Here is an 11,796-nt window from a genome sequence, read left to right on the forward strand (position 1 = left end):
TCCTGGTGTCTATGGCGCGGTGGAACCACACTGATCCCTTCCCGAACTCAGAGGTGAAACGCTGCTGCGGCGACGATAGTTGAGGGGTTGCCCTCTGTCACAATAGCTCGATGCCAGGGCTAATATTCAATCCAAAAGCCTCCTCTCTTGGTTTATTGAGAGGGGGTTTTTGTTTTGGCGATTTTATATTATTAAAAATTTTATATTATTAAAATGGGTGACTATTGATTGACAATCAGTTACCCATTTATTATTTACTAAGTTTATTTTCTGTTAAATTAAGAACCAAACAACTGCTTTTTCAAATAGTGGTATATTCCAGTAATTATTTCAGAACTACCGACTTCAAGAATTTTTTTCCAAACCCCTGCTATAGCAGTTTTAATCCATGATTCAAATGAGTTTTCACTGGCAAGCACTGCTTTTTTTGCCGCATCAGTAAGTTGACGATAACGCCTAATAATTTCTTTCTCTTCATCTGATAATTCCATTCTTTACTCCTGTTGAAAGTGTTTTATCAAGGTTCTTAGAAGAAGCCTTTTAGCCAACTCCATAAATCGTTAGCATAGCCTTTAATTTTATCCCATACCCACGAAACAGAAGTTTTTATCCAATTAATAAACGACTCTTTACTGGCTGTGACTGCTTTTTTTTGAGATTGAGAAAGTTTTCTAAAGCTTTCAAGAATTGCTTTTTCTTCTGGGGTTAAATCATCAAAATCCATTTGTTAAGATCCGCCTGTGTAAGTGAAGTGAACATCATGTGACCAAGCAAAAAAGTCACCATTTTCAACATATAAACCTAGCTTGAACTTGAAGTTAAACAAAAATTGAGACAAATCCGATAATTGCTTAACTTTCTAATTGCTTTCTCAATAAATCTTGTACAGATGGATCTGCTAGTGCAATGGGATCAGCAGGATTAATACTAAATTTCCAGCCGACATTACCAGATGCTTTGATAATTGCTGCTAGAAGATGATAGAGTCTGTATCTTTTTTCTGCTGAGTAATATTCAACCTGTTCAACATTGATAGATAAAGCAGAACTGAGCTTTTTCTGGATATCTTGACAACGACGATTGATATTATCTTCCTGTTCAGGTGACGGATAATTAAATTTGGTGTTCCATGTACCGGGACCGATTTTATCTACTTGATTTAATCCCACTACTAAACGACCTTTTAAATTACCCATCACATTTTGTACAATGTCTCTGAGTATTTTTTGATCTTCTGTTAATGCTTTTAAATTCCCTTGAATGACATAGAGAACAACGTCTGCTTCTGGTAAAGTTCGCTCGTAAATTTTAGCGTATTCTTCATCTAGTTCTATATCTTCCCCCAGTCCTGGCATATCAATAACTTCTAATTTTCCTCCCTGGGGTAATTCAATTATTTTTTTACTTGCTTCTGTTGTTCCATGTGTGGTGTGACTGACTTTTTCTTGTAATCCAAATAAGGCATTAATGGTGGTACTTTTTCCAACACCTGTTTTACCGATAATGGCTACTTTGGGAGGTTTGGCTAGTTCTTCTTGCACTAAACGCTCAAAAAGTTGAAAGTCTTTATCACCTAAAACTTTACGTAAGTTATCTACTATTTTTTGTTGTTCTGGTGATACTTTTTTGCGAGAAAGTTCCATTTTTCTAACTCCTTTAATTCAAGTTGTTATTTGTATTGACTAGATAATTAAATTTGTTGATGGTATTAACAAGGTTATCCAAACCATAATTATTAACAACAGAACAGGGGATTATATGTTCTATTTGAATGGGTAAATAAGGAGAAAATCTTTGATAAACAATGTCTATTTTCTCTGGGATTAAAGCTAATTGTTCTGGTGATGGTTGTTTTTTTTCGCTGTCCCAATTTTCAGGATGTACTCGATCTATCTGATTCAAAACTATGACATAATGAGCATTGGGAATCTTTTGTTTCTTATCGGTTAGTTTGAGGATTGCTTTTTGATCTTCTGCAAATGCGCGGGTATCAGCCTGAACAACCCACATGATTACATCTGCTTGATGGAAGGTGTGATAAATATCCTCAAAATGCTGATCATCTGCATATTCACTTTCACCGACACCGGGAGTATCACAAAGTTGCCAGGTAAAATCTTTCCCTTGACTAATTTCCGGTAACATCTTACCCTTGTATTTACTGACGGTTTGAGTACAAGCAACAGCATAATCTGTACACCAATTTACTCCAAATAAAGCATTGGACAAGCTTGTTTTTCCTGTACCTGTTTGACCAAATTTAGCTATAGTGACAGTATCAACCTCTATATTTATAGGGGTTTTGATGGTTTTTGGTTCACTGCTCAATTCAGACATTTTGATTAATTTTTAGTTACTCTACTGATTGGCTAGAAGTATAATCAGATTCTTTGAAAGATACCAAAGATTGATAATACTAAGTTTGTTTTGTGACTTAATTACTATTTTTAAAAGAATTTATAATCATCTGTCTATTGGAAAAAATAGGATTTTATTGGGAGATTTTTATAAATTTTTATGTATAAGTTAGGAAAATATAGGTAAAATTATGTTTCATTTTTGCTATAATTACTGAAACCCTTATTATGTATACATTTTATGACTGTTGATGAAGTTGTAAAATTTGTTGATCAGATGGTTTTTGAGAAAACGGGAAAACATCTAGATGACATACAAATAGCTGTTGTTGAAGGTACATGGAATAAGAAATCTTATGATGATATTGCTCGCAAATATAATTTAACTACTAATCATATAGCAGATATAGGATCTAAATTATGGCAACTTTTATCTGATATCTTAAATCAAGATATAAAAAAATCTAATTTTTGTTCTACAATAAAGAGAATATATATTCAATCCTACCAAAATCCAAATATTTGTATTGGTAATAGTCATTGTTTTAATTTTAGTTCTCAAGTATTAAATAATCCAAGTCAACCAGAAAAAACAGGTGATATAAATAGTAAATATAAATTATCTGCTTATGATTTAACTTTTGCTCCTGAAATTATGAATTTTTATCGGCGAGAAAAAGAATTAGAAAAACTATCTGATTGGATATTTAACCAAAATACTCGGTTAATTTCTGTATTAGGATTATATGGTGTTGGTAAAACCACTTTAGTTAAAAGATTTGTTGATTTCAACCTAAATAATTTTCCCGTTGTTATTTGGAGAAGTTTAAAATATCCTCAGTCTTTAGATTTACTGGTTAGTGATATTTTGAATGTTTGTCAACAACAACCTGAAGAAACTTTAGATAAACGATTAAAACAATTATTTTCTATTCTTTGTAATCATAAATGTTTAATTGTTCTTGATGATTTTCAAAATATATTTATTCCTGGTAAATTCGCTGGACAATACAAATCTGAATATCAAGATTATCAAAATTTTTTGACGATGATTACTGAATTTAAACATCAAAGTCATGTAATTGTTATTAGTCAAGAACAATGTCCAGAAATGAAATGTTTAGAACAAGAATTTTATCCGATTAAGTGTTTACAACTATCTGGATTGTATGATGTTGATATTTTAGGAAATACAGATTTACAATATCAGGAATCATGGTTAAAATTAATTAATTTATATGCTGGTAATTTCAATGATTTAAAAAGTGTGATCAGCTTAATCCATAATAATTATGATGGCGATGTTGGTGAATTTTTATCTGATGATACTTTGCTGATCACTAATCAAATGCAATCTCGATTTCGGGAAATATATAACCGTTTATCAACACAAGAAAAAGACATAGTGTTGAGTTTGATTAACTTTGGTATTCCTGTTTCTAGAGAAGATTTAAAACTGCATTTAAGTTTATCTGTTATTGATTTTAATAATGCTTTACAGTCTTTGCAACAAAGGTATTTGGTTACGAAAATCAAAAATGAGAAAATATTGTTTCAATTGTATCCTGTTTTTAGGGAATATGTGAGCAAATTTTGTCAAGATTAATGGATTGATATTTTTCCAGATCAGTAAATTATGTAGTCCATGAAACGAAACAACAGAATGTTTTAAAAGTATGTCATGGTGTATACAGAATTTTATATCCCTGATTATGAATCTTAAAATTATATGACGATATCCCCTTTACTGGGTAAATTCATTAAATCATTCATTGCTGCTTCCCAACCATGACCAAAAATGGGAAATGGGTATGTAGAAATTCCATCAAGTTTGTGATTTGCACCGTTCATTATGAATTTTACATGGGTAGCGATCGCACAAAATTTACCTATAATTAATGAATCACCACCATAGTTATAAAGAACGTTTTTTTCAAAGTTTTCTGGATTTTCTGGATCATCATAATAAGTGTAGACACCAATAATAATATTGAGTGATTTGATGCAGTTTTTAATAAAGCAAACCCGATGATGTTCTGCTATGGGATAGGGATTTTTAGGATTGGGTCCGTATTGTTCCATGAAATTGACACACACTCCTACTTATATCTGGTAATTTCAATGCTAATTTTGCCTTTGAAGTCGGGGATGGGTGCAGCAGGTTTGATAACCATAACTTGTATTTGAGAAACCATATCATTCTGCTGAAGAATAGCATCTGCGATCGCACCTGCTAATCTTTCCAACAAATCAAATTTAGATGTTTTCACTAAATTCTGCACTAAATTAATAACATTGCGATAGTCTACAGTATCTTCAATAGCGTCACTCTCAGCAGCTTGAGAAAGATCCAGCCATAATTTCAAATCTACCTCAAACCATTGTCCTAAAACCTTCTCTTCTGGTAAATACCCAATATAGCCATAGCAGCTAATTCCTGTTAAATGAATACAGTCCATAGTAAGAAACATTATAGTAGTAGTTTTACATCGTCCCCATTTTAAATCTTACACGAAAATTAAATTAAAAATTAAATTAAAAAGCCCGATAAACAACTTAAAATTAAAAAATTGTCTTATCTCCCATATTAAATGCAGTTAAATTTTAATAATCTTAATCAACTTTGGTCTTATGTTTTAACAGAAACCCTCAAACGCTTGGGTTTAAGTTGTGCTGTTTTATGTCCTGGTTCTCGTTCTACTCCCTTAACGGTAGCTTTTAGCAAACAAGCGCCAGATATTGAAGCTATTCCCATTTTAGATGAACGTTCTGCGGCTTTTTTTGCGTTAGGAAGAGCAAAAGCAACGGGAAAACCTGTGGTTTTGGTTTGTACTTCAGGGACAGCAGGAGCGAATTTTTACCCTGCGGTAATTGAAGCCAAAGAAAGTCGTGTACCTTTATTAATATTAACTACAGATAGACCTGCTGAATTACGAGATTGTCATTCTGGACAAACTATAGACCAAGTAAAATTATACGGTAATTATCCTAACTGGCAAACGGAGTTAGCTACACCTGTTGCAGATATAGGAATGTTACGTTATTTGCGACAAACGGTAATTCATGCTTGGGAACGTTGCCAATTTCCTAGCGGGGGAATTGTACATTTAAATATACCTTTTCGTGATCCTCTTGCACCAATTTCTGATGGTACTAATTTTACATTAGATTGTGAAGAGTTCTTTGCTGGGATAGTTCCAACTCAATTACCAATTACCCATTACCAATTACCTAAAGAATGGCAACAATGTCAACGGGGTATTATCATTGCTGGGGTAGCACAACCCAAAGAACCTGAAGAGTATTGTAAAGCGATCGCTCGTCTTTCCCAAACTCTGCAATGGCCTGTTTTAGCTGAAGGACTTTCTCCTGTTAGAAATTATGCAGACTTAAACCCCTATTTAATTTCTACCTACGACATCATTTTACGTAATCAAAAAATTGCCCAAGAATTAACACCAGAAATGGTAATTCAAATCGGTGAAATACCGACCAGTAAAGAATTACGTAATTGGTTAATTAATGTTAATCCTCAATGTTGGTTAATTGATAATAGTGCTGAAAATTTAGATCCTTTACATGGAAAAACAACACATTTAAGGATATCTGTAGAAAATATAGAGGTTGGGGAATGGGGAATGGAGAATGAAAAATGGGGGTTTTATTTACAAAAGTGGTGTGAAATTGAAGTGCAAATCAGAAAAACTATTGATGAGACTTTTGAAAATATGGAGGATTTAATTGAAAGTAAAGCTGCTTGGTTAATTTCACAAATTCTGCCTCCACAAACACCATTTTTTATTGCTAATAGTATGCCGGTGCGGGATGTAGAATTTTTCTCCAAACCGAATAATTTAGGGATCAAATCATATTTTAATCGTGGTGCAAATGGTATTGATGGTACTCTTTCCACTGCTTTAGGAATAGCACATCATCAACAAAGTAGTGTGATGTTGACAGGAGATTTAGCACTATTACATGATACCAATGGTTTTTTAATAAAAAATAAGTTCATTGGACACTTAACGATTGTATTAATAAATAATAATGGTGGAGGAATTTTTGAAATGTTACCTATTGCTAATTTTGATCCACCTTTTGAAGAATTTTTTGCCACTCCCCAGGATATTAATTTTGCTCAGTTATGTGCTACATACAATGTAGAATATGAGTTAATAAATTCTTGGAAACAGTTAAAAGAAAGGTTAAAACTGTTACCAAGTCAGAGAATACGGGTTTTGGAAATTAGGACGAATAGAAAAAGAGATGCTCAATGGAGAAAGGAATATTTAAGAAGGTTTAGTAATGCTTTTTAAGCATTCACTTTCTTTGCTGTTTATCAACTTCAAACCTTTGATTTTTCTGGGTTTTGGGTTTATTCAGCAAACCCTAGTTCGGAGCATCCCAAATGTGTAAATTTATGTTTATCTTACGAAGTAAACGCTCCAATGCTTTATATGATTGAACCGCAAAGGACGCAAAGGACACAAAGGAAAGAGATTTTAAGAGATTTTTTAGTGTTGCTGCGGTTACTTTTGAAAATTGGGATGCTCCCCCCTATTTCAGTCTTCAAAGCTGACTGCTGATAGCTGACTGCTGAATACTTACTTAAAATTTATCTTTCATTCCGCGAATTTTAGCAAAAGTTTTTACAGGATCTTTACTGTTTACAGCTAATTGTAATGAAGATTGATCCCAACGTAAAAACGGATTTGTCTGCTTTTCAATCCCCAGCAGAGAAGGTACTGTAGCTTCTTGACGCTGACGCATAGCTGTTACTTCTGCAAATCGCTTTTGCAACTCTGTGTTTTCACTATCCACAGTTAATGCAAAGCGCAGATTACTTAAAGTGTATTCATGGGCGCACCAAACACGGGTATTATCAGGTAAAGACCGCAGTTTGCTTAATGAGTTTACCATTTGTGCTGGTGTACCTTCAAACAAACGACCACAACCACCTGCAAATAAAGTATCACCACAGAATAATTCCCCTGTCTCATCTGGTGTTACTGGTGGAAAATAGTAAGCGATATGAGCGCGGGTATGGCCGGGTACAAAAAATACTTCTGCTGTGCGATCGGCAAATTGTACGCGATCGCCTTCTTGTAAAAATACCTGTTGTCCAGGAATCCTTCCCCGATCCTCAATTCCAGCATATACTGTCAATTGGGGGAATTTTTCGATTAACTCCAGATTAGCACCCACATGATCATGATGATGGTGTGTGTTAAAAATTGCTACTAAATTGCATTTGAGTTGTGCAAGTTCCTGTAAAACTGGTTTAGACTCCGCTGGATCAACAACAGCCGCAATATTGTGCTGTAAATCGTATAGCATAAATATATAGTTGTCAGAAAGTGCTGATAGTCGGATTACCTGCATTGCTTTCTTTACCTCCCACACACATGGATGCTTGATATTGATCATTTTAGAAGTTTTGAATTGAATCAGGTTAGTCAATTCAATTACTAATGAGACAAGAGCTTGTCCTAAGTTGACAATTTCATAGACAAAACTATACTTATATTGACAAAAATCAATATATTTTCAGGAAAAAATCAACTACTTGATATATAATACGGTGATATCAAGTATTGAATTGAGACTATTGCCGACGCGAAAACCAAGCAATGATGGTGGTAGTCTTTTTCAGAAACTTAATTGGAACACAATCGCGTTGGGCTACAGCGTGAAGGTCTACAGAGGGATAACCGCTCCCATGCTCCCGTTGAAGTAGAAAGTAAAGTCTAGCTTTGTCTAGGTTTTATATAGCAGAATAAGCTGTTATGCAGTTAAACTGTATAATCTTAATATTCTTAGGTCTTGTGGAACAGGCATACTTCGACTGCGCTCAGTACAAGTCTTGCCTGTTAACCTTATATAAATTAAATTCACGACAGCTTATGAACGGATTAAAAACCTAATTAAAATTCGTGAAAAAGCAGATTTTCAAGATCAGGCAAATGCACAAGTAATTGGACTTGATCATGTAAAAAAGCAATTACGTCAATTGCAACCCCAATCTTGATACTAATAACCAGTTTACAGCAGTTTTCATATATTTGTACCACATCCTTCTTGTTATCTTCCTTTCTTCCTTTGCGCCTTTGCGTCTTTGCGTGAGATTAAAAAATGTGGTTCATTTACCTGAAAATCGCTGTAAATAAAGGTGGCAGCAAAAAGTTTTTCGTTAGTAAAGGAAATAGGGAGATGGGGAAGAAAATTTTAGATTTTAGATTAGATTTTACAAAACAATCCAAAATCCAAAATCCAAAATAAATAACTCCTGACTCCTGAATTATTGTTATTAAGACCAAGAATCCAAATCTAAAGATTGCATTCCTCGACTGCTGACAAATTCCAGCAAACTACCTAACTGAAACCAAACAAACACACAAGTTCCCAAACTCAAAGGTAAACCAATACCCAAAGCTAGGGGAGAGGGAAAACCAAATATTTCTAAACCAGAAGACATAAATAAACAAACGCCTCCCGTAATACCAAGAAATGGTACTAACAATTGCTTTAAAGAAGCACTAGATTTAATAGGTTCTTGATTGTTATTTGGCCATTTTTGGACAATTACTTTTAATGTTCCCGATAAGGCAAAACCAGAAGTTAAAGCCATGAGGAAACCAACCAAAAGCAAGATATAAGGAGGTTGAAGAGGATAATAATACATGAAGACTCCTGATTTTTATGCAAATAATTTAAACGTTTTTACTGTTTTTCAGTAAACGAAATCAGAGATGTTGCTTTTGGCAAAATAGCTGCTACACTTTCTCTCGATAACTCGGTTAAAATGCCGACAGCTACATTTAATAACCGATTTGGTGGTAAGTCATCTTTGACTAAATCCCACAATCTTTGTACTTCATCAGTGTGTAAACGATCATCTTCAGTTAATGCTAAAACTAACTGACGACGTAAAAATTTACCTTCTTCCGATAGTAAATACTGTAAACCCATTCTGGCTGTTGGCACAACATCAAATTGCTGATCAGTCCGCGCAATGGAAATCAAATTTTCTAAACGCTGCCATTGGAATTTACCATCTTTAAATAGCACGTTCAATAACCGTCGTCTTAATGCGGGAGATTCACCAGTTAATAACCGTCGTGCTATGTAGGGATAACCTACTTCCACAATTTTAAAATTGGGGTTGAGGGTTAAAGCAATACCTTCCTGTGTCACTAAAGAACGAATAATTAAAGCAAACTTAGCGGGAACTCGGAAAGGATATTCATACATCAATTCCGAAAATTCATCGGTAATGGTTTTAAAGTTAAAATCACCGACGTTTTTACCAATGGCATTTCCCAGAACTGCTTCTAATGCTGGAACAATGGGAGCAATATTTGTTTTTGGAGCGAGGAAGCCCAATTTCACAAAGTCTTCCGCTAAGTCAGTATAATCTTTGTTAACAAGATGTACTAAGGCATCTACTAAGGTTTCCTTTGTGGTTTCTTCCAACTGGTCCATCATGCCAAAGTCGATGTAAGCCATGCGACCATCGGGAACAGCAAATAAATTACCAGGATGGGGGTCAGCATGGAAAAAACCATGTTCTAATAATTGTTGCAAACCAGAAGTAACACCAATCTGGATAATTGTTTCGGGATCTAAACCTGCTTGGCGAATGCTTTGGATATCTGTGAGTTTAAAGCCGTTGATCCATTCCAGGGTTAAAACATGGGTACTACTATAACGCCAGTAAATAGTTGGTACTTTTACTTGGAGGTCATCGCGGAAGTTGGTGGCAAATTTTTCCGCGTTCCGACCTTCGTTCATGTAGTCTATTTCTTCAAATAACTTCGTGCCAAACTCGTCTACGATTAATGTGAGGTCATGGCCAAGATTGAGGGGCAACCAAGGACTCAGCCAAGTAGCTGCCCAACGCATTAGATATAAGTCTTTTGTAATTACTGGACGCAGGTGCGGACGTTGTACCTTGACTGCTACTTCCTCACCAGTGATGAGACGACCCCGATATACTTGACCTAAACTAGCCGCAGCCACTGGTTTCGGGGAAAATTCGCTAAATATCTCGTCAATGGAACGGTTAAGTTCAGTTTCAATAATGTGTTGCGCTAGGTCATGGTCAAAGGGTGGTAACTGGTCTTGTAGTTTTACCAGTTCTTCTAAAAAGTCTTTACGGATCAAGTCTGGCCGAGTCGAAAGGGCTTGACCCACTTTAATAAATGTCGGACCGAGGTTTGTGAGCAGTTGTCGTAATTGGGTAGCTCGTTTACCCTTATTCTGCTCAACTTGGTTTTGCCATTCATCCCACTTGAGGCTGAATAGAAAGCCTGCAAAGGAGAGTATGATTCTCAGTAGTCTGCCCCAAGCTAACCAGGGACGGTAACGATAGTAACGAGCGATCGCTTCTGGATTATACTGCTTTAGTTCAGCAGGTTGATACTCACCCACGTCTTTTTTTGCCTCTACCTCTACAACTGGGAATTTGGGAATTTTGTATGTTTACTACCTATCTAACAAGCTAGTTGTCAGGTTTGTTGGTAGTTTTTGATGGAAATTATAGATAAACTCAATCTATCTTGACTGTTGAGATTAGTTTATCTTTTTCTTAATTATACTTTATAAAAGTACAAACTTTTGTCTCATAGCGAGAGTATTTTATTATTTCTTAATGTTTAAAGCAGTTTACCTTAGTATTAAAAATAACATTAAATATCTTGAAAATCCGATCCCATACAGGTTAGTTGATGGGAAAGGGAAGTTTTAGAAGTTAATCTGTTAAAATTCGTTCAGAAATAACTGCAAATGTAAAAACAATGAAATTCAAAGCAATTATTCATCCCGCCGCAGAAGGGGGTTATTGGGCTGAAGTACCTGCTCTTCCGGGTTGTATAACAGAAGGTGACACAATGGAAGAGTTAATTAATAACCTTCAAGATGCTATACAAGGTTGGTTAGAAGTAGCAAATGAAATACAAAAACTAGATCCAATCTCACAAGTGATTGAAATTGCAGTATGAAATCAATTTCGGGTAAGAAACTATGTAAAATTGTTGAGAAAAAAGGCTGGATTCTCAAAAAAATTACAGGCAGTCACCATATTTATGAAAAACCTGATGAAAGTAAAATTATCTCTATTCCTGTACATAGAAATCAAGATTTAAAACTTGGAACTTTAAAATCAATTATGAAAATAGCCCAATTAGAAGAAGATGATTTATAGTTAACAGTTACTTTTTTCATGCAATAAGGTGATCGCTTTTTAGATTAGAGAATCTCAAGAAAAGCGATCGCTACACGAAAAATAATGAATGTAAAAAGTAGAATTAGTAGCAGAAATGTTGAATGTCGTTACAAAAGTTTACATATTCAGTTATAGTAGTCCTATTAAGGGTGAAAATGTTAACATCTCATGATATCTTCCATCCAATGAACATAACTAATTTGTTGACACATACAA

Annotated in this window: 12 protein-coding genes, 1 rRNA gene and 1 pseudogene; 5 read left to right on the top strand and 9 right to left on the bottom strand. The window is 34.7% G+C overall.

What is annotated here, in order from left to right:
• The first annotated feature begins 1 nt into the window (after nt 1).
• Nucleotides 2-119 (top strand): 5S ribosomal RNA (gene rrf / locus IQ237_RS25220).
• A 159-nt stretch (nt 120-278) separates the two neighbouring features.
• Here rrf and IQ237_RS25225 read toward each other — a convergent pair.
• The 4 genes from IQ237_RS25225 to IQ237_RS25240 form a co-directional block, all read right to left on the bottom strand.
• Nucleotides 279-491 (bottom strand): hypothetical protein, encoded by a 213-nt coding sequence (locus IQ237_RS25225; protein ID WP_194059994.1) that lies wholly within the window; start codon nt 489-491, stop codon nt 279-281.
• A gap of 35 nt (nt 492-526) precedes the next feature.
• The gene (locus tag IQ237_RS25230) at nt 527-724 is read right to left on the bottom strand and encodes a hypothetical protein (RefSeq protein WP_194059995.1); all 198 of its coding nucleotides are present in this window, start codon (nt 722-724) and stop codon (nt 527-529) included.
• 127 nt (nt 725-851) lie between these two features.
• The gene (locus tag IQ237_RS25235; RefSeq protein ID WP_194059996.1) at nt 852-1,643 is read right to left on the bottom strand and encodes a GTPase family protein; all 792 of its coding nucleotides are present in this window, start codon (nt 1,641-1,643) and stop codon (nt 852-854) included.
• 13 nt (nt 1,644-1,656) lie between these two features.
• Nucleotides 1,657-2,337 carry a GTPase family protein gene (locus IQ237_RS25240; protein WP_194059997.1) on the bottom strand — a complete coding sequence of 227 codons (681 nt, stop codon included), beginning with the start codon at nt 2,335-2,337 and terminating at the stop codon, nt 1,657-1,659.
• A gap of 261 nt (nt 2,338-2,598) precedes the next feature.
• Between IQ237_RS25240 and IQ237_RS25245 the strand changes: the two genes are divergently transcribed.
• On the top strand, nt 2,599-3,963 hold the full coding sequence (locus IQ237_RS25245; protein WP_194059998.1) for an NB-ARC domain-containing protein: 1,365 nt from the start codon (nt 2,599-2,601) through the stop codon (nt 3,961-3,963).
• A 131-nt stretch (nt 3,964-4,094) separates the two neighbouring features.
• Here the strand turns inward: IQ237_RS25245 and IQ237_RS25250 are convergent.
• Together IQ237_RS25250 and folB are read right to left on the bottom strand one after the other, a co-directional pair.
• Nucleotides 4,095-4,439 (bottom strand): annotated as a pseudogene (locus tag IQ237_RS25250) (chloramphenicol acetyltransferase); the annotation flags it as partial.
• 17 nt (nt 4,440-4,456) lie between these two features.
• The gene (gene folB / locus IQ237_RS25255; protein ID WP_194060005.1) at nt 4,457-4,816 is read right to left on the bottom strand and encodes a dihydroneopterin aldolase; all 360 of its coding nucleotides are present in this window, start codon (nt 4,814-4,816) and stop codon (nt 4,457-4,459) included.
• 132 nt (nt 4,817-4,948) lie between these two features.
• On the opposite strand from folB, the gene menD reads away from it, so the two are divergent.
• Nucleotides 4,949-6,673, top strand: a complete 1,725-nt coding sequence (gene menD / locus IQ237_RS25260; protein WP_194059999.1) for a 2-succinyl-5-enolpyruvyl-6-hydroxy-3-cyclohexene-1-carboxylic-acid synthase — start codon at nt 4,949-4,951, stop codon at nt 6,671-6,673.
• Nucleotides 6,674-6,965: 292 nt separating this feature from the next.
• Here menD and gloB read toward each other — a convergent pair whose 3' ends face one another.
• From gloB to IQ237_RS25275, 3 genes are all read right to left on the bottom strand, one after another.
• The gene (gene gloB, locus IQ237_RS25265; RefSeq protein ID WP_194060000.1) at nt 6,966-7,739 is read right to left on the bottom strand and encodes a hydroxyacylglutathione hydrolase; all 774 of its coding nucleotides are present in this window, start codon (nt 7,737-7,739) and stop codon (nt 6,966-6,968) included.
• A 925-nt stretch (nt 7,740-8,664) separates the two neighbouring features.
• Nucleotides 8,665-9,039, bottom strand: a complete 375-nt coding sequence (locus tag IQ237_RS25270; protein ID WP_194060001.1) for a hypothetical protein — start codon at nt 9,037-9,039, stop codon at nt 8,665-8,667.
• 38 nt (nt 9,040-9,077) lie between these two features.
• A complete protein-coding gene (locus IQ237_RS25275) occupies nt 9,078-10,787 on the bottom strand; it encodes an AarF/ABC1/UbiB kinase family protein (protein ID WP_194060002.1) in 1,710 nt (569 codons plus the stop codon).
• 365 nt (nt 10,788-11,152) lie between these two features.
• Here IQ237_RS25275 and IQ237_RS25280 point away from each other — a divergent pair, with 365 nt between their 5' ends.
• Both IQ237_RS25280 and IQ237_RS25285 read left to right on the top strand, forming a co-directional pair.
• Nucleotides 11,153-11,356 carry a type II toxin-antitoxin system HicB family antitoxin gene (locus IQ237_RS25280; protein ID WP_194060003.1) on the top strand — a complete coding sequence of 68 codons (204 nt, stop codon included), beginning with the start codon at nt 11,153-11,155 and terminating at the stop codon, nt 11,354-11,356.
• Nucleotides 11,353-11,559: a type II toxin-antitoxin system HicA family toxin gene (locus IQ237_RS25285; RefSeq protein WP_194060004.1), complete on the top strand. Its 207-nt coding sequence runs from the start codon at nt 11,353-11,355 to the stop codon at nt 11,557-11,559. Before IQ237_RS25280 ends, IQ237_RS25285 begins: the two co-directional genes overlap by 4 nt.
• Nucleotides 11,560-11,796 lie beyond the last annotated feature (237 nt).

The organism is Sphaerospermopsis sp. LEGE 08334, assembly GCF_015207205.1.
GTDB lineage: Bacteria > Cyanobacteriota > Cyanobacteriia > Cyanobacteriales > Nostocaceae > Sphaerospermopsis.

What these genes read in the sequence shown, in the direction of transcription:
- IQ237_RS25225 (WP_194059994.1), bottom strand. Translation starts at nt 491, where the DNA reads ATGGAATTATCAGATGAAGAGAAAGAAATTATTAGGCGTTATCGTCAA.
- IQ237_RS25230 (WP_194059995.1), bottom strand. Translation starts at nt 724, where the DNA reads ATGGATTTTGATGATTTAACCCCAGAAGAAAAAGCAATTCTTGAAAGC.
- IQ237_RS25235 (WP_194059996.1), bottom strand. Translation starts at nt 1,643, where the DNA reads ATGGAACTTTCTCGCAAAAAAGTATCACCAGAACAACAAAAAATAGTA.
- IQ237_RS25240 (WP_194059997.1), bottom strand. Translation starts at nt 2,337, where the DNA reads ATGTCTGAATTGAGCAGTGAACCAAAAACCATCAAAACCCCTATAAAT.
- IQ237_RS25245 (WP_194059998.1), top strand. Translation starts at nt 2,599, where the DNA reads ATGACTGTTGATGAAGTTGTAAAATTTGTTGATCAGATGGTTTTTGAG.
- folB (WP_194060005.1), bottom strand. Translation starts at nt 4,816, where the DNA reads ATGGACTGTATTCATTTAACAGGAATTAGCTGCTATGGCTATATTGGG.
- menD (WP_194059999.1), top strand. Translation starts at nt 4,949, where the DNA reads ATGCAGTTAAATTTTAATAATCTTAATCAACTTTGGTCTTATGTTTTA.
- gloB (WP_194060000.1), bottom strand. Translation starts at nt 7,739, where the DNA reads ATGCAGGTAATCCGACTATCAGCACTTTCTGACAACTATATATTTATG.
- IQ237_RS25270 (WP_194060001.1), bottom strand. Translation starts at nt 9,039, where the DNA reads ATGTATTATTATCCTCTTCAACCTCCTTATATCTTGCTTTTGGTTGGT.
- IQ237_RS25280 (WP_194060003.1), top strand. Translation starts at nt 11,153, where the DNA reads ATGAAATTCAAAGCAATTATTCATCCCGCCGCAGAAGGGGGTTATTGG.
- IQ237_RS25285 (WP_194060004.1), top strand. Translation starts at nt 11,353, where the DNA reads ATGAAATCAATTTCGGGTAAGAAACTATGTAAAATTGTTGAGAAAAAA.